This is a genomic window from Pedococcus sp. 5OH_020, from assembly GCF_027812955.1.
Classification (GTDB): Bacteria; Actinomycetota; Actinomycetes; order Actinomycetales; family Dermatophilaceae; genus Pedococcus.
Genome location: NZ_JAPYZV010000007.1, coordinates 43,427 through 62,086, shown reverse-complemented (window position 1 = coordinate 62,086; position 18,660 = coordinate 43,427). Strand labels below are relative to the sequence as shown.

At 72.0% G+C, this 18,660-nt stretch carries 20 protein-coding genes; 6 read left to right on the top strand and 14 right to left on the bottom strand.

What is annotated here, in order from left to right; all coding sequences use genetic code 11:
* Nucleotides 1-4: 4 nt before the first annotated feature.
* Nucleotides 5-421, bottom strand: a complete 417-nt coding sequence (locus PHA84_RS13945) for a DUF4446 family protein (protein ID WP_270888729.1) — start codon at nt 419-421, stop codon at nt 5-7.
* A 42-nt stretch (nt 422-463) separates the two neighbouring features.
* Here PHA84_RS13945 and PHA84_RS13940 point away from each other — a divergent pair, with 42 nt between their 5' ends.
* Nucleotides 464-1,081, top strand: coding sequence for a TMEM165/GDT1 family protein (locus tag PHA84_RS13940; RefSeq protein WP_270888728.1), 618 nt, complete (start codon nt 464-466; stop codon nt 1,079-1,081).
* Here the strand turns inward: PHA84_RS13940 and PHA84_RS13935 are convergent.
* Nucleotides 990-2,381 (bottom strand): glycosyltransferase 87 family protein, encoded by a 1,392-nt coding sequence (locus tag PHA84_RS13935; RefSeq protein WP_270888727.1) that lies wholly within the window; start codon nt 2,379-2,381, stop codon nt 990-992. The two genes, PHA84_RS13940 and PHA84_RS13935, sit on opposite strands and share 92 nt — an antisense overlap.
* Before the next feature lie 40 nt (nt 2,382-2,421).
* Here PHA84_RS13935 and PHA84_RS13930 point away from each other — a divergent pair, with 40 nt between their 5' ends.
* Nucleotides 2,422-4,590 carry a hypothetical protein gene (locus PHA84_RS13930; protein ID WP_270888726.1) on the top strand — a complete coding sequence of 723 codons (2,169 nt, stop codon included), beginning with the start codon at nt 2,422-2,424 and terminating at the stop codon, nt 4,588-4,590.
* Here PHA84_RS13930 and PHA84_RS13925 read toward each other — a convergent pair.
* The 5 genes from PHA84_RS13925 to PHA84_RS13905 are packed head-to-tail and all read right to left on the bottom strand — an operon-like array spanning nt 4,529 to nt 9,167.
* Nucleotides 4,529-6,112, bottom strand: coding sequence for a hypothetical protein (locus tag PHA84_RS13925; RefSeq protein ID WP_270888725.1), 1,584 nt, complete (start codon nt 6,110-6,112; stop codon nt 4,529-4,531). The two genes, PHA84_RS13930 and PHA84_RS13925, sit on opposite strands and share 62 nt — an antisense overlap.
* 17 nt (nt 6,113-6,129) lie before the next feature.
* Nucleotides 6,130-6,858 (bottom strand): glycosyltransferase, encoded by a 729-nt coding sequence (locus tag PHA84_RS13920; RefSeq protein ID WP_270888724.1) that lies wholly within the window; start codon nt 6,856-6,858, stop codon nt 6,130-6,132.
* A gap of 10 nt (nt 6,859-6,868) precedes the next feature.
* Entirely contained in the window at nt 6,869-7,771 is a 903-nt protein-coding gene (locus PHA84_RS13915) for a DUF5926 family protein (RefSeq protein WP_270888723.1), read from the bottom strand.
* A 10-nt stretch (nt 7,772-7,781) separates the two neighbouring features.
* Nucleotides 7,782-8,288 carry an ATP-binding protein gene (locus PHA84_RS13910; RefSeq protein WP_270888722.1) on the bottom strand — a complete coding sequence of 169 codons (507 nt, stop codon included), beginning with the start codon at nt 8,286-8,288 and terminating at the stop codon, nt 7,782-7,784.
* Between the two features lie 39 nt (nt 8,289-8,327).
* Nucleotides 8,328-9,167: a glycerophosphodiester phosphodiesterase family protein gene (locus tag PHA84_RS13905; protein ID WP_270888721.1), complete on the bottom strand. Its 840-nt coding sequence runs from the start codon at nt 9,165-9,167 to the stop codon at nt 8,328-8,330.
* A 112-nt stretch (nt 9,168-9,279) separates the two neighbouring features.
* Between PHA84_RS13905 and PHA84_RS13900 the strand changes: the two genes are divergently transcribed.
* The gene (locus PHA84_RS13900; RefSeq protein ID WP_270888720.1) at nt 9,280-9,765 is read left to right on the top strand and encodes an RNA polymerase sigma factor; all 486 of its coding nucleotides are present in this window, start codon (nt 9,280-9,282) and stop codon (nt 9,763-9,765) included.
* Nucleotides 9,762-10,379 (top strand): methylated-DNA--[protein]-cysteine S-methyltransferase, encoded by a 618-nt coding sequence (locus PHA84_RS13895; protein WP_270888719.1) that lies wholly within the window; start codon nt 9,762-9,764, stop codon nt 10,377-10,379. The genes PHA84_RS13900 and PHA84_RS13895 overlap by 4 nt, the downstream gene beginning before the upstream one ends.
* 25 nt (nt 10,380-10,404) lie before the next feature.
* Here the strand turns inward: PHA84_RS13895 and PHA84_RS13890 are convergent, their stop codons facing one another.
* The 4 genes from PHA84_RS13890 to PHA84_RS13875 form a co-directional block, all read right to left on the bottom strand.
* Nucleotides 10,405-11,616 carry an ATP-binding protein gene (locus PHA84_RS13890; protein ID WP_270888718.1) on the bottom strand — a complete coding sequence of 404 codons (1,212 nt, stop codon included), beginning with the start codon at nt 11,614-11,616 and terminating at the stop codon, nt 10,405-10,407.
* An 89-nt stretch (nt 11,617-11,705) separates the two neighbouring features.
* Nucleotides 11,706-12,221 (bottom strand): DUF3806 domain-containing protein, encoded by a 516-nt coding sequence (locus PHA84_RS13885; RefSeq protein ID WP_270888717.1) that lies wholly within the window; start codon nt 12,219-12,221, stop codon nt 11,706-11,708.
* 8 nt (nt 12,222-12,229) lie between these two features.
* Complete coding sequence (locus PHA84_RS13880; RefSeq protein WP_270888716.1) at nt 12,230-12,565, bottom strand: rhodanese-like domain-containing protein; 336 nt, start codon at nt 12,563-12,565, stop codon at nt 12,230-12,232.
* A 4-nt stretch (nt 12,566-12,569) separates the two neighbouring features.
* A complete protein-coding gene (locus PHA84_RS13875; protein ID WP_270888715.1) occupies nt 12,570-13,430 on the bottom strand; it encodes an Fpg/Nei family DNA glycosylase in 861 nt (286 codons plus the stop codon).
* A 142-nt stretch (nt 13,431-13,572) separates the two neighbouring features.
* Here PHA84_RS13875 and PHA84_RS13870 point away from each other — a divergent pair, with 142 nt between their 5' ends.
* Nucleotides 13,573-15,015, top strand: coding sequence for an MFS transporter (locus PHA84_RS13870; RefSeq protein WP_270888714.1), 1,443 nt, complete (start codon nt 13,573-13,575; stop codon nt 15,013-15,015).
* 36 nt (nt 15,016-15,051) lie between these two features.
* On the opposite strand, the gene PHA84_RS13865 is transcribed toward PHA84_RS13870, so the two are convergent.
* The 3 genes from PHA84_RS13865 to PHA84_RS13855 form a co-directional block, all read right to left on the bottom strand.
* Nucleotides 15,052-16,125, bottom strand: coding sequence for an App1 family protein (locus tag PHA84_RS13865; protein WP_270888713.1), 1,074 nt, complete (start codon nt 16,123-16,125; stop codon nt 15,052-15,054).
* 9 nt (nt 16,126-16,134) lie between these two features.
* Nucleotides 16,135-16,905, bottom strand: a complete 771-nt coding sequence (locus PHA84_RS13860) for a DsbA family protein (protein WP_270888712.1) — start codon at nt 16,903-16,905, stop codon at nt 16,135-16,137.
* A 78-nt stretch (nt 16,906-16,983) separates the two neighbouring features.
* Nucleotides 16,984-17,775 (bottom strand): GAF and ANTAR domain-containing protein, encoded by a 792-nt coding sequence (locus tag PHA84_RS13855; protein ID WP_270888711.1) that lies wholly within the window; start codon nt 17,773-17,775, stop codon nt 16,984-16,986.
* Nucleotides 17,776-17,882: 107 nt separating this feature from the next.
* Between PHA84_RS13855 and PHA84_RS13850 the strand changes: the two genes are divergently transcribed.
* Nucleotides 17,883-18,656, top strand: a complete 774-nt coding sequence (locus PHA84_RS13850; protein ID WP_270888710.1) for a fructosamine kinase family protein — start codon at nt 17,883-17,885, stop codon at nt 18,654-18,656.
* Nucleotides 18,657-18,660: the final 4 nt, after the last annotated feature.

Below are 18,660 nucleotides of genomic sequence, written 5' to 3'. Positions count from 1 at the left end.
ATGCTCAGCCGCTCTGCGATCCGGTGCGAGCGGCCGCCAGGGCCTGTTGCTCCTCGGGGGTCAACGTCGTGTCGGACCGGCCGCGCACCACACCCTTGGCGTACGTCCGCGACTCTCCGCGGGCGTGGATGGCGGAGAGCACCAGGCCGTCGCCCCGGTCGTCGACCAGGGCGGCGCTGAACGAGAGCCGCCCACCCATGTCGCCGAACGCGTCGTACCGCACGACGGCCACGTGCCGAAGAGCCTGTGCCACGTCTTCCCGCAGGGCAGCGAGGTCTCCCGCGCCGACCGGACGATGGCCCTCCATCACGCGAAGCTGGGAGCGCACCCGCGCCAGCTGGCCGACGGCCACCGCCCCGCCCACCAGGGCGAGACAGGCCACGCCGAGCGTCAGCAGCGTGAGGGTGGACGGATCGGACACCGTCGCAGCGTATTCGGCCCGCTGGCTAGAGTCGACGGCGATATGGAACTCGACCTCGTCACCGCGGCCATCGTCTTCGGCGCCATCTTCCTCGTGGAGCTCCCGGACAAGACCTTCATCGCCACCCTGGTGCTCGCCACCCGCTTCCGTCCCCTGTTCGTGTGGGTCGGCGTCTGCCTGGCGTTCCTGGTCCAGACCGTCGTCGCGGTCTCGGTGGGCGGACTCCTCGCCCAGCTGCCGAAACGACCGGTGGAGGTCTTCGCCGCCCTGATGTTCCTGGTCGGCGGCATCGTCCTGCTTCGCGGTGCGGACCGGGCGGACGCGGAGGAGGAGGAGACCGAGGAGCAGTTCGCGCACAAGGGCGCGGCGACGGCGGTCGGCCTGAAGGCCGTGGCTGTGTCGTTCTCGGTGCTGTTCCTCGCCGAGTGGGGCGACCTCTCCCAGCTGCTGACCGCCTCCATGGTCCTGCGGTTCCACCAGCCGCTCTCGGTCTTCGTCGGCGCCTTCCTCGCGCTGGCCGCGGTGTCGGCGCTCGGCGCCCTCATCGGCCGCGCCCTGCTCCGACGGGTCAGGCTGGCGACGATCCGTCGGGTCGGTGGCGGTGTGTGCCTGCTCCTGGCCCTCCTGACAGTGCTGCAGATCGCCGGGGCGGTCGGCTGACGTCGGTCACTGGCGGGCGGTGCAGCGCCCACCAGAGCAGCGCCAGGGCGATCAGGGAGCCCACCGTGTCGGCGTTCTGGAGCATCCGGCCTGGGAGCTGGGGCCACTGGGGATGGCTGAGCCAGGTGATGCCCCACCAGGGAAGCCGGCAGAGGAAAAAGCCCGTGACCACCCCTGCTGCCACCAGCCGGCGCCGGTCCCGCCACGGGTCCGCACCGAGGATGGCGAAGACGACCACGACCATCCAGTGCAGGTGGTGGATCCACGCGACGGGGGACAGCAGGACCGCCATGAGGCCGACCGCGGCCACCTCGCTCACCGAGTCGCCGGCGCGGTAGGCCCGGCGGGCCAGGGCGTAGCCGATGGTGCCGACCACAGCGACCAGGACGAGCCACAGCACGGTGCCGGCCAGACCGGGCGGGCCCACCCGGAGCAGGAAACCCCGGATGCTCTGGTTGGACGTGCCGGCATTGGGTCCGAGCCGAGCCGGGTCCTGGAGGGCGCCGCCCCAGAACGCGAACGACGCCTCCGGCAACAGCATCCACGCGCCGACGGTGACCGCCCCGGCGGTCAGCACCGCCGTAGCCGCCTCCTTCCACCGGCGGTTGAGCAGGTAGTGCACGACGAAGACCCCTGGCGTGAGCTTGATGGACATGGCCAGCCCGACGAGGACGCCCGGGGGGACCCGCGTCAGGAGGCGCGGTCGCGGACGGCGCAGGTCCATCAGGCAGGCGAGCACCATGAAGGCGTTGACCTGCCCGAAGCGGATGCCGTCCGAGACGGGGTGCAGCCACAGCATCGGAGCGGTGAGTAGGGCGAGCGTGACGGGTACCAGCGGCCCGGTGCGGTGGATCAGGCGCCAGCCGGCATACCAGACCACCGCGGTGGTGGCGAGCACCTGGGCAGCGGTCCAGAGCCAGCCCACCAGCCCGAACGGCAGGAAGGCCAGCGGGACCGCCAGCACGGCCGCGAACGGCGGGTAGGTGAAGGGCAGCAGCTGCGGCGCCTCGGTCATCGCCTGGTAGACCGGGCGGCCGGTGAGGACCGAGACCCCTGCCTCGCGGTAGACCTCCACGTCCACCTGCCACTGGTCGAGCGGCCAGAAGACGAGGTAGCGAAGGACCGGAAGAGCCGCGGCCAGCAGCACGACCACGACGGCCAGCGCGACCCGGGCCGCGCGCGGCCAGCCTGCGACCCGATGCGCGACGGTCCGGCTTCGTCGAGCCACTCGGCGACCCAGGCGGACCATGACCCCCGGCTGCTCGTCCGACACAGCGGCCGTTGGCGTCGTGGTGGTCACGCGTCCATTCTGGCGTGTGGCCTGCCCGTAGCCTGTACCGGTGACCCGCCGCGCCCTGCTCTGCCTTGCCGGCCTGCTCGCGACCACGGTGGCCATCTTCGTCCCGACCGCCGCGACGGCCTCGTCCTCGGCCAGTCCCGCGCCCGTCATCCTCCTCGGCACCGGCGGCCTCACCTGGAGCGACGTGTCCCCCACGGGCACCCCCGCGCTGTGGTCCTTCCTTCGCGACGGGTCCAGCGCCGCCCTGTCCGTGCGGTCGGTCTTCACCAACACGTGCCCTGTCGACGGCTGGCTGAGCCTGTCAGCGGGGAACCGCGCCGCCGCGGCAGGGCCGGGCAAGAACGGCAGCCGCAGCCCCGGGGACCCGTGCCCTCCGGTGCCGACGGTCGAGAGTGGGGTCGTGCCTGGCTGGGGCGACTACGTGCGCACCGCCGAGGCCCTGAAGTTCGACTCGATGCTGGGCACCCTGGGCGAGCAGCTCGCCAGCCACCAGCAGTGCGTGCAGGCTGTCGGGCCGGGGGCCGGCGTGGCAGCCGCCTACCTGTCCGGGGCAGTCCCTCGGTTCACCGAGCTGGACGGCTCGGACCTGACGCGCTCGCTGTCGGGGTGCCGCGTCACCCTCGTGGACGTCGGGTCCCTCAGGGACCCGACCGACCTACCTGCGGCAGAGCGGACGCCGGAGCTGGGCAGCCGCAGTGAGCAGGCGGCGGCGATCGACCAACGGGTGGCCAAGGTCCTGGCCGCCGCACCGAACGGGTCGGACATCCTCGTGGCGAGCCTGTCCGACGCGGGACGCAGCGAGCGCCTGCGGCTCGTCGCGGCCAAGGGGCCGCACTATGGGCCAGGCACGCTGGGGTCCCCCTCCACCCGCCAGGCAGGGCTGGTCCAAGCGGGCGACCTCACGGTGACCCTCCTGACGTCGGCCGGCGTGCCGGTCCCGGGGGCGCTCGGCGGCGCGGCGCTGCGGCGCGGGGACGTCGGCGCCAACTCCGAGGAGGCGGCGCGCGACCGGCTGCGCCAGCTCGTCGACTTCGACCAGGCGAGCCACGAGGTGCACAGCCTCGTGCCGCCGTTCTTCAACGGCGTCGTCTACACCCAGATCGCGATCTACCTCTTCGCCGCAGTGGTGTGGCGCCGGGACTTCGGCTCGACCACGCTACGGCTGCGGCTGCTGCGCATCGTCCGCCGGGTGGCCGTCATCGCAGCGACCGTGCCCGCCTCCACGTTCCTGGCCAACCTCATCCCCTGGTGGCGCTTCCCCGTCCCGATGCTGGCGGTCATCGCATCGGTCGCGCTCTTTGTGGCCGTCATCTCGGCCGTCGCGTTCCTGGGCCCGTGGGGGCGGCGACTCACTGGTCCACTGGCAGCCGTCTCGATCGCCACGATGGTCGTGCTCGGGGGTGACGTGATCCTCGGCTCGAGGCTCCAGATCTCCTCGCTCATGGGCCTGCAGCCGGTGGTGGGCGGGCGGTTCTACGGCATGGGCAACGTGACGTTCGCGCTGTTCGGCACGTCCGCCCTGCTGCTGTGCATCGCCGTGTCCGGCTACTTCGTGAAGAGGGGGCAGCGGCGATGGGCGGCGCTCGCCACGCTGGCGGTCGGTCTCACCGCCGTCGTCGTCGACGGCCTGCCGAGCTGGGGCGCCGACGGCGGTGGTCCGCCCGCGCTGCTCCCAGGGCTGGCCTACCTCGTCCTGGCCATCCTCGGCATCCGGATGACGTGGCGGCGGGGGGCGCTGATCGGCCTGGTCACCGCCGGGCTGTTCCTCCTAGTGGCCTTCCTCGACTCCCTCCGGCCGACGGAGTCCCGCTCGCACCTCGGCAGGTTCTTCCGGTCCCTGGTGGAAGGAGGTGCCTGGGACATCGTCAGTCGCAAGCTCGACCAGAACATCTCCATCCTCTTCGGGAACTACCGTCTCGCCCTGCTGGTCCCGATCGCGCTGGTCTTCGTCATCTACATCCTGGCCCGGCCGACCTCGTGGGGCTCGCGGGCGCTTCAGCGGTCGTACGAGGCGTGCCCGACGCTGCAGCCGGGCCTGGTCGCACTGCTCATCACCCTGACCATCGGCTTCGCCATCAACGACTCCGGCGTGGCCATCCCTGCCAACGGCGCCATCATCGCCGTCCCGCTGATCATCGCCGTCAGTGTCAGGGTGCTGGAGGACGAGGCGCGCTCGTCCGCTTCCACCCGCGCGCTGCGGCGACGCTGAGCCAGGCCCACACGCCGAGCACCACGTAGGGCACGACCCGGCGGCGTACCTCGAGAGTGACCCGCTGCACCTCGGGCGTCATCCCGACGACCCGGCCAGGCACGTACGCCACCGCCAGGGCCGCCAGACGCACCAGCAGAATGGTGTCGAGCCGGCCCGCAGCGAGCAGCGGCAGGGTGGCCCAGGTCAGCACGTCGTACCAGGGCAGGCTGTATGGCGCCGCGAGCGTGTACGCCGTGGTGAGGACGAGCGCCCACCGGGCGGCAGCTGCCGTCACCCGGTCCACGGTGGCGCCGTCGGTGGTGGCGCCGTCGATGGTGGCGCTGTCGGTGGTGGCGCTGTCGGGGGGAAGGGTCAGCCGGCGAAGCACCACCACGAGGCAGAGCGCGAGGACGACGGACGACCAGGAGACCACGGTGCGCGCCGCGCCCTCGGGCAGCGGGCCGGTGAGGCCCTGGTAGACCAGCCGCCACGGGGTGGCGAGCGAGATGGACCGTCGTGCCCGGTCCAGCTGGTCGAACACATGCGGACCGGCCCACAGGTGCAACGGGACCGCCACGACGAGGGCGCCCAGGGCGAGCCCCGCCGCCCGCCATCCCACGCCTTCACGGCCACCCACGGCTTCACGGCCACCCACGGCCTCACGGCCACGCACCGCATCACGCCACCCGATGGCCTCGCGCCGCTCCGTCCACCACGCCGCGAGGATGGCAAGCCCCACCACGCCGTACGTGACCTTGCAGGAGGTCGCAAGGCCTGCCAGCAGGCCGGCCGCCAGCGGGGTGCGGGTCGCCACGACGAGCGCGGCGACCGCCAGCGCGCCGGCAACGACGTCCACGTGGGCACCCAGCACTCCGATGCCGAAGACCAGCGGGTTGAGCGTCCAGAGAGTGTCGACCCGGCGCGGGGAGGCGCCGGCACGCAGCAGCACGGCCCGGACACCGAGCCAGGAGAGGACCACGACGACCTGCCAGGCCCAGACGGTCTGGCGCTGGCTGTCGCCTCCGAGGTGCGAGGCGACAGCCTGGAGCAGCGTGGCGAAGGGCCCGTACACACTCACGGTGCCGGTCCACGGCGGTTCCACGAGGCTGGTGACCGGGTCGGACGCAGGCCACGCGTTGGGAGGGGTGAGGTACGGGTCCCCACCCAGTGCGGCGATCCGACCGTACGCGGCGTAGTTCGTGTGGTCCGCGGAGCCGAAGGGTCCGGTGAGCAGCGCCGCCGCGGCGAGCAGGACCGGCAGCGCCCAGTCGCGCCAGCCGGCGGGGACTCTGCGATCCCTGCCGATTCGTCCGTCGGACCGGAGGCGAAGCGCCACCCCACCCGCCCCCAGGGCGTACGCACACCACAGCAGTCCGGTGACGAGGGCGGGTTCCGGCGACCAGGGGAGGGTGCCAGGCGCCCAGCCAGGTGCCGACAGCGGCGGCTTGGCGGCGCTCGGCCCTGACACTCCTACGAGCAGCAGGAGGCCGAAGGACAACGCGAGCGCCGAGGCGGTCACCCGGTCCCGGGTCGAGGTCATCGCGAGGGCCGGCCGGCTCAGCGCAGCCCGCGGCGGACCCTGCGGCGGGCCAGCGCCAGAGCAACGTCACGGTACTGCGTCGCCCGGTGCACCTGGCCCCGCCAGTCGGCGCCACTGACCCGGTGGTGCAGGTCGCAGGGCACCTCCACCACCTCCAGGCCAGCGAGCAGGACGTCCACGGTCAGACCCACCTCGACGCCCCAGCCGGGGGCGAGCGGTGTGGCGGTCTCGAAGGCTTGACGGGACAGGCACCGCATCCCGGACAGCGGCTGGGCTGCGCGGAACCCCGTGAGGCGCTCGATGCCGTCGCGCGCCAGGCGGACCACGAAACCGTGCCCGCCACCGGAGCTCCTCTGCGGCGGCAGGGTGGCGATGGACATGTCGGCCCGGCCCTCGGCGACCGGCGGGACGAGGACGGCGACGTTCGCCGCCGACCCCTCCAGGTCAGCGTCCACGAAGAGCAGGGGCCGCCGGTGCTCCCGATCCTCCGCGGCCTCGTGGCGGCTCACGAACTCTGCGCCCGTGGTCATGGCGGCAGCCTTGCCGCGGTTGCGCGCGTGGGAGACGACGTGCGCCCCCGCTGCCCTGGCACGGTCCGCCGTACTGTCGGTACTGCCGTCGTCGACGACCACCACCAGGTCCACCGCGGGGATCGCTCGTACCGCTGTCACGGTCGCTGCGATCCGGTCGGCCTCGTCCTTGGCGGGGATGACGGCGGCCACGCCACCGGCCGGCGAAGGGCTCATCTCCTACCGCTCAGCGCAGGGTGACCTGGCGGCTCAGAAGCCCCGACCTCGCACGCCGCTCGTCAGGCGTCAGCGGGTCGTGCGACGCGAGAGCCTCGGCATACCTGGTGGTGAACGTGCTCAAGGGTCCCTCGTACTCCTCCGCGGACTTCTTGGGGTCCAGGTCCCAGACCGGCACCAGGAGACCGCACGCCCGGAACGCGCCGAGCAGCCGGGTCGCGTCCCCGAGTCCGCTGTCGCCGGCGGCGTGCAGGCGGGCAAGGGCGTTCGTCGCCACGTCCTCGTCCTCCGGGAGTACGAGGCGCAGATGCGTCCGCTCCCCGATCCGGCACCAGTACGCCGAGGCGGCGGCCTCGAGCCTGACGGTCGGGATGACGGACTCGTTCGCCCGCTCCAGCGACGCCTGGCCCTCCTCGTCCAGCTCGCTGTCACCCACCCAGAAGTCGAAACCGTCGTGGACGGTGACCTCGAAGGGCGCCGAGGCGTCGAGCAGCTCCTGCAGCCGTGGAGTGTCCGCGGTGGCGGCCGGCGTGCTGACCACCGGGGTGCCCTGCTCGGCTGCCACCGCGGCCAGCAGCGACATCGCCAGGTCCCGGGAGGCGTCGCCGGAGACCGAGCCGGACTGGGTGCCGACGAAGACGGTGCCGTCAGCCCGGTGCAGGGCCGGCCACGCGAGGGGCAGGACCGTCGCGACGGTCACCTCTGCCGGTGCGCCATCGGGCGCTCGGCCGTCGGCGAAGCGCACGCCCGCCGTGGCCGCGGGCAGGATCTCCCGCATGGCGACCCACTCGGTCTCCTGGGGCAGCCCCTGGAACGGCCGGGCCACGAACGGGGCCGGTGGTGCCTTGGTCGGTGCGACCCCGGCCGCTGCGTGGTCTGCGCCCTGTCTGCGGCGCCGCGATGCCTTACCCATGGCGCAAACCCTAGTGGGGCCGGTCAGGACGACCAGGCGGCGCGCTCAGTTGCGTGCGGCGCCGGGAGGGGCCACCCACGGACGCCCAGACGGTGGACCCGCTCCGGTCCTCGGTGACACCCCACTCGTGCGCGAGACTGCGGACGATCCGCAGCCCTCGTCCTGACGGCGCCCAGATCGTCCGGGGTGCCGGTCGCGGGGTGCTGTCGCCGCCACCGTCGGTGACCTCGACCTCCACGACGCCCCCCTTGACCTTCCAGTGCACTCGCAAGGTCCCGTCGGCAAGAGGGCGGGCATGGCGGATGGCGTTGGAGACGAGCTCGGAGATCACGATCTCCGCCTCGTCGATGACGGCCGCTGGGATGCCTCTTCCCTCGAGGTCGTCCACCAGCGTCTTACGGACCGTCGCCACGGACGTCGCCCGCCAGGGGACCCGCAGCGTGCGGGCGTCGCCACCGGGCGCGGCGGACAGCGACTCGGACCGCGAGGAGCGGTCTCGGTGTGAAGCGGCAGTCATGCGAGGTCTACGTCCGTTCGTCGCCCTTTCGCAGGGAGACTACCTAGCGAGGCGCACAGCGTCGAGAACTGCGCTGGGGTGGTTGCTGATGATCCCTTCCACACCGAGCTCCAGGCACAGCTCCACGTCGCGCGCGTCGTCCACCGTCCAGACGTAGACCTCGTGCCCGTGCCGGTGCTGCCGCACGACCGTCTCCGGGTACCGGCGGACGATGGCGATGTCCAGGCCCACCGTGTGTACGCCCTTGGGCAGGGAGCCGTCGCGGAACCGCAGCGGCATCGACGCCTCGACCAGGTAGACCGCCGGGACCGCCGGGCACAGCTGTCGCATGCGCTGCACGGCCAGCTGGGAGAACGACATGACCCGCACCCAGTGCTGCCCCGGCCGTGCCGGGCCGTCGAGCCCGAACTCGGCGAGCACCTTGGCCAGCTGCCTCTCGACCAGCCCGGCATACCGGGTCGGGTGCTTCGTCTCGATGGTCACGCCGATGGGCCGCTCGTGCGCAGTCACCGTGGTCAGCAGGGAGCGCAGGGTCAGCAGCCGGTTCCGGTCACGGTCCGGGAGCTCGTCGTCGTTGCCGTGGAGCTTCCTCCACGAGCCCCAGTCGAGGCCCTCGAGCTCGGCGAGCTCGAGGGTGGAGACGCTGCCGCTGCCGTTCGAGGTGCGGTTGACGCGCCGGTCGTGCACGCACACGAGATGCGAGTCCGCGGTCAGCCGGACGTCGCACTCGACCGCGTCGGCGCCGTCGTCGATGGCACGGAGGTAGGCCTTCAGCGTGTGCTCCGGTTCGGCCAGGCTGGAACCCCGGTGGGCGATCACCAGCGGCGGCTGCGTGACGGTCAAGGAACCGCGTCGCGCAGGGACGGCGTCGTCGAGCACCAGTCAATGCTTGCACATTGCGGGCCGGTGCGGGTGCGGCACGATGACGCCACGCACCGCGAAGCGTGCGCGGTACGGCGGTGGCTCACAGAACAGGGAGGCGAGGCGTTCGATGGGTGTGAACCTGCCGGCCTTCCAGACACTCGTCGACGCTCACTGGCGCGACGTCGCCCGGCTGGCCCATGCCCTCGCCGGGCCGGTCGACGGCGACGACGTGGCGCAGCAGGCCTGGACGCAGGCCCTCGCGGCGTACCCCTCGCTCCGCTCGGCCGGCAACCTCCGGGCCTGGCTGCTCACCATCACGCATCGGTGCGCGATGGACGTGCACCGCAGCCGGGGCCGTCGCCCGGTGCCGCACGACGACCCGGCGTCCCTGGCGTCGGTCCCGCTCACGGACGGGCCCGACGCCACCCTCCCCCACGAGCCGCTGTGGGCCCTGGTCGCACGGCTCCCAGAACGCCAGCGGCACGCGGTCGTCCTCAAGTACGTGGGCGACCTCGACCACCCGCGCATCGCTCTCGCGCTCGGCTGTTCACCGGCGATGAGCCGGCGCCTCGTCAGCGACGCCCTCGCCACGCTACGCAAGGAGCTGCCATGAACGACCCCGTAGACCTGCCCGCCGCGTTCGCGGCCTTCTCACCAGCTGTGCACCCGCCCCTGCTGCCCACCTCCGACGTCTCCTACGTCGTCGACGACACGGTCGTCGGACGGATGCTGCTGGCCAGCCGGTCAGACGGAGCCCTGGTCGCCTCGGCGTACGTCCCCGACACCGCGGCCGAGGACCGCCTGCTGGCGCGGCTGAGCACCCGGGTGTCGCCCCGGATCCTGCGGCACCCGGCGGCCCTCGACCTGGCTCGTCGCGAGCTGGAGGACTTCCTGGCGGGCCGCAGCAGGCGTTTCACGGTCCGGACGGACCTGGCGCTGGCCTCGGACTTCCAGCGCGTCGTGCTGCCAGGACTGGCCGCCTCCGTCGAGTACGGACGTCGCGCGACCTACGGTGAGCTCGCCACCCTGCTCCAGCGCCCGACAGCGGCCCGCGCGGTCGGCGCGGCGCTGGGCGCCAACCCGTTGTGCGTCGTCGTGCCGTGCCACCGGGTCGTTGCCTCCGACGGCGCCCTCACCGGGTACGCCGGGGGGCTGGCTGCCAAGCGCTACCTGCTGGACCTCGAGATGCGGGGGGCCGCAACGCTACGGGCACGGCCGCAGGGCTAGGGAACTAGGGGGCTCACGGGGCCGGTCAGCCCGTCGTCCGCAGGTAGCGGCCGAAGTGGGGCACCGTGAAGGCGATACGTCCTCGCTCGCCGGAGTAGATCAGGCCCTTCTTGAGCAGCGCGTCCCGGGCGGGCGAGAGCGACTGCGGCTTGCGGTCCAGGACCGTCGCCACCGCGGAGGTCGGCACCGACTCGGTCTCGTCCACCGCCTCGCCCGCATCGGCCATGGACACCGCGGCGTCCGCCATGGCGCGCAGGTACTCGCGCTCGGCCGGGGTGGCACGCTCGAACCGAGACCCGAAGAACCCTACGGCGAGCTCCGCCTCAGCCTCGGGGGCCGCCACCGTGACGTCCTCGGTGGTGATGGGTGAGCGCGGCGCCACGTCCCAGGCGACCTTGCCGTAGGCCTGGACGAAGTACGGGTACCCGGCGGTCGCCGCGTACATGGCGTCGAGGGCCTCCGCCGTGAACGCAGCGTCCTCGTCCGCTGCCGGCGCGACCAGTGCCAGGTCGGCCGCGGTGCGGTCCAGGCGGTCGATCCGCTGGTAGCGGAACAGCCGCTCCGAGTAGGACTTCGACGCGGACAGGACGGCCGGCAGGTGCGGCAGGCCGGCACCGACGACGATCACCGGCAGGCCGGACTGGGAGATCTCGTGGCACGCCGCACAGACCGCCGACACGTCGTCCGCGGAGAGGTCCTGCATCTCGTCCACGAAGATGGCCACGCCCTTGCCGACGTCCGCCGCAAGCCCGCCGACGTCGGTGAGCAGCTCGACCAGGTCGATCTCGATGTCGCCGGAGTCGGCGCGCCCGGAGACCGCCGGTGCCTCGATGCCGGGGCTCCAGCGGTCACGCAGCCTGGCGCCGGGTGCGGCGTCCCGCTGGGCGAAGGCCTTGATGACGCCCAGGACGTGGTCGACGTCATCCCCCTGCGGATGGCCGAGCTCGCGGACGGCGACGTGCAGGGCTGCGGACAGTGGACGCCGCAGCCCCTGGTCCGGGCGCGCCTCGAGCTTGCCGGTCCCCCAGTGGGCGCGGACAGCGGCCGAGCGAAGGGCGTTCAACAGCACCGTCTTGCCGACTCCGCGCAGCCCGGTCAGGACGATCGAGCGCTCCGGGCGGCCGCGGGCGATGCGCTCGAGGACGACGTCGAACGCCTGGAGCTGCTCGTCCCGACCCGCCAGCTCGGGCGGCCGCTGGCCGGCTCCAGGGGCATACGGGTTGCGAATGGGGTCCACGATCGCAGCGTATGCGTCTCTCTAGCACCTACCTGAGATTTCCCCATACATCGTGAGCGTGTCGCGGGCTCCGGGGCAGACCAGAAGGATCAGCGGTTGCGGCGGCGCACGATGTGCCCCACCACCGCGGGCACCCAGCCGGTCTCCCCTCGCATCCAGCGCCCCGCGACGAGGTTGTGCGGCACGACGACGAAGGAGCCCTTGAACCCCTCGGTGAGGGACAGGTCGGTGCCGAAGACATCGGTCACCACCTGCCAGTCCAGGTCCGTATGCCGTTCCAGGTACTCACCGATGCCCACGGCGTACCGCTCCACGATGGCGGCGTGGTCGGGCCGCGTGCCGTCCGGGGCGTCCCGCCACGCGGAGTACGCGCGGTCCAGCGCCGACCCCAGCGCCTCGAGGTCGTCGACGTCCACCCCTTCCGCCTGGAGGTCCGTCAAGGCCTGGGCGATGCGGGTCCGCTCCTGGTCGCCGAGGGGTTGGACCAGCGGACGGAGCGCCGCCCCGTCGTCGAGGGTGTCCCCGGCGTCGGGCAGCCGCACCTCCTCGGCCTCGAAAGGCTCCTCATGTGGCGCGTCGTCCCGCCGCCGTCCGAACCAGGCCACGGGCGGGGCTACTTCACCGTTGCGGCGCCGGACTCGGCGACGAGCTGCTTGCCCGCGCCCTGCCAGGCCTTCATGCCCCCGTCGAGGTTGGCGACGTCGAAGCCCTGCTGGGACAGCCACGCGACAGCGCGCGAAGACCGACCACCGCCACGGCATACCACCGCAAGGGTCGCCTCGTCCGTCTCGGGCAGCTCGTCAAGTCGCGACGGGAGCTCGGCGAGCGGGATATGGACCGCACCGGGGGCATGGCCGGCGTCCCACTCGTCCTGCTCACGGACGTCGAGGATGACGGCGTCGTCGGGGAGGTCGTTGACGGAGACAGCCGGGATGTTCATGCCCTCCATCCTTTCACTTGAGCAGCCGGGACATCCTGCGGTCCGCCAGCGGCTTGCCGCCCGTCTGACAGGTGGCGCAGTACTGGAGGGAGGAGTCGGCGAACGAGACCTCCTGTACGACGTCGCCGCAGACCGGACACTTCTCTCCGGTGCGGCCGTGGACCCGCATCCCGGCACGCTTGGCGTCCTTGAGCTCCTTGGCGGGTTTGCCTGAGGCGGCCGCCACGGCGCTGGTCAACGTCTCGCGCAACGCCGCGTACAGCCGGTCCACCGCCTCGTCGTCCACGCTCGATGCGAGGGCGAACGGGGACATCTTGGCCACGTGCAGGATCTCGTCGGAGTACGCGTTTCCCACCCCTGCGATCCAGCCCTGGTCGCGCAGCAGGCCCTTCACCTGGGACCGTCTGCCCGCGAGAAGGGCCGCGAAGTCCTCACGGGTGAAGTCGTCCGCCAGCGGGTCGGGGCCGAGGGTCGCGATGCCCGGGACCTCCTTGGGGTCCCGGACGAGATAGGCCGCCAGCCGCTTCTTCGTCCCTGCCTCGGTGAGGTCGAAGCCGGAGGCGTCGGAGAACCGGACCCGCAGAGCGATGGGCGACTTGCCAGGGCGCAGGACGGTGTTGGGGAGCGCGTCGGACCACCTGAGCCACCCGGCTCGGGCGAGGTGGAAGACCAGGTGCACGCCGTCGCAGTCGAGGTCGACGAACTTGCCGTGCCTGCTCACGGAGTCGACCGGCACGCCTTCCAGCGCCTGCGGAGGCGGGTCGAACGTCTTGAGGACGGAGAAGGACCCCAGCTCGACCCCTGTCACGGCCAGCCCGACGACCCGCTCGGCGAGGAAGTCGACGAGCGCCTGAACCTCCGGCAGCTCCGGCACGGGCTCATTCTGTCCCACCGGTCCGCCATCCTGCAGCCGGCTGGGTGCACCGCCGCTCGGAGTTGCCGCGCAGTGCTTTCTGGTCACCCGCTTCTGATGCGTGCGGGCGGCTCGGGACGTCCCCGGTGGGACCATGTGCCCCATGACCACCGAGGCCGCGCCGCACGAGCTCCTCCGGCTCAGGTCCCACCGGGGCAGGTTCGTGCTGACCACGACGGTTCTCGGCAGCGGCATCGCACTCCTCGACTCGACGGTGGTCAACGTCGCTCTGCCGACCATCGGCCGGGACCTGAGCGCCGACCTGGCTGGACTGCAGTGGGTCGTCAACGCCTACGCTCTGACGCTGGCGGCGCTGATCCTGCTGGGCGGGTCCCTGGGGGACCGGTTCGGTCGTCGTCGGGTGTATGCCGTGGGGGTCGCCGGGTTCGGTGCTGCCTCCGTGCTGTGCGCTGTGTCGCCGACGGTGGGCACCCTGGTGGCGGCACGGGGCCTGCAGGGCGTCTGCGCCGCTCTCCTGGTGCCCGGGAGCCTGGCCATCCTTCAGGCCTCCTTCCACCGGGAGGACCGGATGGCGGCGATCGGGGCGTGGACCGGCCTGCTGGGGGTCGCCTCCGCATCTGGGCCGATCATCGGCGGCTGGCTCGTCGAGCACGACTGGCGATGGGCCTTCTGGCTCAACGTGCCGCTCTCGGCGCTCGTGGTGCTGCTCAGCCTCAGGGTCGTCCCGGAGTCGTGGAACCCGTTGGCGGACAAGCACTTCGACGTAGGCGGTGTGGTGCTGGCCGTGCTCGGGCTGGCGGGTGTCACGTTCACCCTGACCCAGGCCTCGAACGGTCTGGACCCGCGATCGCTGACGATCGGCGCCGTAGGCCTCGCTGCGCTGGCTGCCTTCGCGGTCACGGAGGACCGCTCCCCGCACCCCCTGGTGCCGCCCAGCCTGTTCGCCAACCGCGTGTTCACGACCGTCAACCTCGTGACGCTGCTGGTGTATGCCGGGCTGTCGGCCGCACTGCTCTTCCTCGTGCTGTTCCTCCAGACGGTGGCGGGCTGGTCGGCGCTGCAGGCCGGCGCCGCCACCCTCCCACTGAGCGCGGTGATGCTCGTGCTGGCACGGCGGTTCGGGTCGCTGGCGGCCAGGACCAGCCCGCGTCCGTTCATGGTGGGCGGGACGCTCAGCGCCGCAGCCGGGTTCGTCCTGCTCGCGATGTCGCCCCGCGAGCCGTCGTTCGCCCTCCACATCTTCCCGGGCATCACGTTGGTCGGCCTCGGGCTGTCGTTGACCGTGGCACCCCTCACCGGGACGGTGCTGGCAGCCGCGCCGGATGAGCTGGCCGGCACGGCGAGCGGGGTGAACAACGCCGTCGCGCGCACGGCTGGACTGCTGGCGGTGGCTGCGCTCCCGCCGCTGGTCGGGCTCCGCGGTGAGGACTATGCGTCCGCGCAGGCGCTGGCTCCCTCGTACCGCCTTGCAATGCTGGTCTGCGCCGCTCTGCTGGTCGCCGGCGCCGCCCTGACGGAGCTCGGACTGCGACGGGAGAACCCCGCCTGTGCGGACACCCCGCACCTCGACGTGACGGCCCGTTAGCGGTGCGTTCCAGCTGTTGCACAGGTGGCTGTGATGCTAGAGGCGCGCGTCGATCTCCAGCGCCGCCTGCAGAAGCCGCAGGAGGCCGTAGCCGTCCCCGGCACGGCAGACCGGGACGTGCTTGCGGTGCCGCTCGCGGGCAGGGACGAACTCCTCCAGCGACACCGGGATGCCGTGGGACAGCACCTGCTCGCTGGGCGTCAGCTCGCGGATCGCGATGGCGGCCACCGCATCCGGGCGCTGTTCCGCGAAGTCACCGTAGATCTTGGGGTCGTGCTGACCGTCGTCTCCCACCAGCACCCACCGGATCGACGGGAACTCGTTGGCGAGCCGGTGCAGGCAGGCGCGCTTGTGGTCCTGACCGGAGCGGAACCAGCCAGTGTTGGTGGGCCCCCAGTCGGTGAGCAGGAGTGGGCCCGGTGGGTAGCCGTGCCGTCGCAGGAAGCGGGTCAGGGTCGGCGCGGTGTTCCAGGCGCCGGTCGAGACGTAGACCATCGGCGCGCCCGGATGCGCCTCGAGAAGGGACCGGTACATCGTCGCCATCCCGCCGACCACGTGGCGGGCGTTCTCGTTCTTCACGAACGTGTTCCAGGCGGCGATCATCGGGCGGGGCAGGGACGTGGAGATGACGGTGTCGTCGATGTCGGAGATGAGACCGAACGTCTGCTCCGAGTCGATGACGACCACGGCGGCCACGACGTCCTCGGCATCGACGGAGGTCAGCCGGGCCTCGTGCCAGCCGGGGGCGAGCCCGTGCTCCTTGACCCGTACGTCGACGTAGCCGCTGCGGTCCGTGCGCGTCCGGATCACCTGCTCGCCCACCGTGATCGTCACCGGGACGTTCATCGCGGGCGCGGTGATGAACGCGCGCCAGCCGCGTCGCTCGTCCTCAGCCGACCGCAGCTCGGCCGTGGTAGCGCCCGCGTCCTCGCGAGAGCCGGCCTCGGGCCGCCGGGTCAGCAGCACCCTGCCGAGCACCCGGACGAACGCCTGGGAGCCGTACCCGGTGTGCGCCACGATGCGCGTCTTCCACCCGCGAGCGCGGAGGACGGCGTCGACCCGGCGATGCCAGGCGTCCTCGACGATGGCTGAGGCGTGGGGGCGGGCCATGCTGAGACCCTACGGCCTGGTGAGCACGGTCCTGAACTGGTCGACCAGACGTTCAGCGGACGCGCCCAGCCCGTCGAACTCGAACAACCGCTCGCCGCGGCTCGCCAGCAGCAGCGGCCCGCCTCGCGCGTCCAGGTCCTTGGCCATCTCGAAGTCCTCCGCCGCCAGCTCCTGCGCCCGCGTGGAGCCGGCGAACAGCTCGACCGCAGGCGCGTCCAGCCCGAGGTCGGTCGCCACGCGCGACAGGACGCCCGGGGCCTCGATCGGCGCTCCGTGGACGAAGAACTCGTGCTGCACGGCCGCCAGAACCGTGGACACCGGCAGCTCCTCGGCCGCCAGCAGCGAGATCATGGCGGCCGCGGCGGCCGTGGGGTCGACCGTCAGCCGCCCCGAGTGGAGCGCCTCCAGGAAGTCGTCACCGAAGCGGGCGGTGGTCTGCAGCGCAGCGTCGGCGACGCTGTCCGCGAGGGCCGAGAACGGCTGTGCGGCATACCGGCCCGCGTGCACGACCTCGACGTCCACCAGGCTGCAGGCGGCGCTCAGCACCGCACTCACCGAGGGCAGGTACGCGTAGGACCACGGATCGTAGATGTCCATCACATAGACCAGGAGCGTCGACGCGTCGATGGTGGAGGGGCCCGCGAGGCGGGGCTCCCCGGCAAGACGGCCGGCGACGGGGTGAGCCGACCGCCCGTGCTCGCACCAGGAGAGGAGGTTGACAGGGGGGCGGCGTGACGTGTGCTCGCGGTGGTAACCGCAGCCGCGGGGAGCACCTCTCATGTGCGATCCTCCAGACACAAAAAAACAACCGGGGGCCAGCTGGCCGACCCGGTTGCTTCAGGTGCGTTGAAGGTTAACTCACATTGTTCGCGAATGGGAAGATCGCGCCTCGGCGACGAGCTGGGCGGCCACGACGCGAAGCTTGAGGTTCTGCTCCTGGGACTGGCGACGAAGCAGCTCGAACGCCACCGTCTCGTCGATCGCGTGCCTGGCCATGAGGACCCCCTTGGCCTGCTCGATGACGGCCCTGCTCGCCATGGCCTGCTCCATCTGTGCCGCCACGGCGCGGGCACCCGCGATGTGGACCGCGGCCGCTAGGGCATCGGCAGCGCGCTGCGCCGCCATCCTGATCACAGCGACCTCGGGACCCTGGAAGGCGTCCCGCCGGTACCCGTAGAGGTTGAGCGAGCCGAACCTGCGCCCGTCCGACTCCAGGGGCAGGGCGAACATGGACTGCACCTGCCCCGGCTCGCAACCCAGCATGAACGCGGGCCAGCGCTGCTCACCGCCGACGAAGTCCACGCGGTTCTCCCGGCCGTTGCGGAAAGCGTCCAGGCAAGGCCCGTCACCGACGGAGTACTGCACCGCGTCGATCTCCAGCGTCTCCACCGTCGTGTACGCCGCGGTACGCGGACGGTCGTCCATGACCACGGTCACCCCGACAGCGTCGCAGCCGTCGATGTTCGCGTTGACGGCGTGGACCAGGCGCTCGAGGTATGGCGTGAGGTCGTCGAGCGTGTGCAGCGTGCCGGCGAGCTCGCTCATCAGCCGTTGCGCGGTGGCCAGGCTCTGCACCTCGGCCCCGCGCGCACTCGACTCCGCATCGGGGGAGCTCTGAGACGGGTCGGTGGCGGCGGCCAGCTCGGCCATGGGCACCTCCTCGGCAAAGACCTGTTGAACAGACATACCGTACCGCCGACCTGAGCGGCGGCACTGCCGGATTCCCACGATCGTCGGCGGGGGCCTACCCTGCCGCCATGGGTGGGCCCGTCTTCCGGAAGGGCAGCGGTACGGTCCCCGATGGCTACTTCCGCTGGGAGGCAGCAGGGCTGAGATGGCTCGCTGCGGCGTCAGGAGGCGCCGCAGTGGTGGAGCCGCTCGAGGTCACCGCGCACCATCTGGACCTGCGTCGGCTGGTGTTCGTCAACCCCGATCCCGCCATGGCGGAGGCGTTCGGGGCGGGGCTGGCCCGCACGCATGACGCGGGAGCCGCCGCGTACGGCAGCCCCCCGGACGGGTGGGAGGGGGACGGCTTCCTGGGGCCAACGGCGCAGCCACTCCGCCTGGCACTCCGGCCGTCCGCGAGCTGGGGGCCCTTCTACGCGGAGCAGAGGTTGCTCCCCATGGTGTCGATGGCGGTCGATAGGGGTCTCTACCATCGATCCGATACAGCGCCATTCGAGACGATCGCACGGCGGTTGATGTCTGGCGAGTTCGACGACGGCGCACCGCCCGCCAGGATCCACGGAGACCTGTGGTCCGGCAACGTGGCGTGGACGGCGGACGGAGGCGTGCTCATCGACCCTGCCGCTCATGGAGGTCATCGAGAGACCGACCTGGCCATGCTGGCGCTCTTCGGCTGCCCGCACTGGGACTACGTGATCGGCGGCTATCTCGCCGAGCACCGTCTGGACGCGCAGTGGCCCGAACGAGTGGCCCTGCACCAGCTGCATCCGCTGCTGGTGCATGCCCTGCTCTTCGGCGCCGACTACCCGCGACGCGCGGTGCAGCTGGCTCGCCGGTACCAGTAGCCGG

Bases quoted from the DNA above. Each gene is read 5' to 3' on its own strand.
- PHA84_RS13940 (WP_270888728.1), top strand. From the start codon at position 464: ATGGAACTCGACCTCGTCACCGCGGCCATCGTCTTCGGCGCCATCTTC.
- PHA84_RS13920 (WP_270888724.1), bottom strand. From the start codon at position 6,858: ATGAGCCCTTCGCCGGCCGGTGGCGTGGCCGCCGTCATCCCCGCCAAG.
- PHA84_RS13860 (WP_270888712.1), bottom strand. From the start codon at position 16,905: ATGAGAGGTGCTCCCCGCGGCTGCGGTTACCACCGCGAGCACACGTCA.
- PHA84_RS13900 (WP_270888720.1), top strand. From the start codon at position 9,280: ATGGGTGTGAACCTGCCGGCCTTCCAGACACTCGTCGACGCTCACTGG.
- PHA84_RS13925 (WP_270888725.1), bottom strand. From the start codon at position 6,112: ATGACCTCGACCCGGGACCGGGTGACCGCCTCGGCGCTCGCGTTGTCC.
- PHA84_RS13870 (WP_270888714.1), top strand. From the start codon at position 13,573: ATGACCACCGAGGCCGCGCCGCACGAGCTCCTCCGGCTCAGGTCCCAC.
- PHA84_RS13865 (WP_270888713.1), bottom strand. From the start codon at position 16,125: ATGGCCCGCCCCCACGCCTCAGCCATCGTCGAGGACGCCTGGCATCGC.
- PHA84_RS13855 (WP_270888711.1), bottom strand. From the start codon at position 17,775: ATGGCCGAGCTGGCCGCCGCCACCGACCCGTCTCAGAGCTCCCCCGAT.
- PHA84_RS13915 (WP_270888723.1), bottom strand. From the start codon at position 7,771: ATGGGTAAGGCATCGCGGCGCCGCAGACAGGGCGCAGACCACGCAGCG.
- PHA84_RS13895 (WP_270888719.1), top strand. From the start codon at position 9,762: ATGAACGACCCCGTAGACCTGCCCGCCGCGTTCGCGGCCTTCTCACCA.
- PHA84_RS13910 (WP_270888722.1), bottom strand. From the start codon at position 8,288: ATGACTGCCGCTTCACACCGAGACCGCTCCTCGCGGTCCGAGTCGCTG.
- PHA84_RS13850 (WP_270888710.1), top strand. From the start codon at position 17,883: ATGGGTGGGCCCGTCTTCCGGAAGGGCAGCGGTACGGTCCCCGATGGC.
- PHA84_RS13880 (WP_270888716.1), bottom strand. From the start codon at position 12,565: ATGGAGGGCATGAACATCCCGGCTGTCTCCGTCAACGACCTCCCCGAC.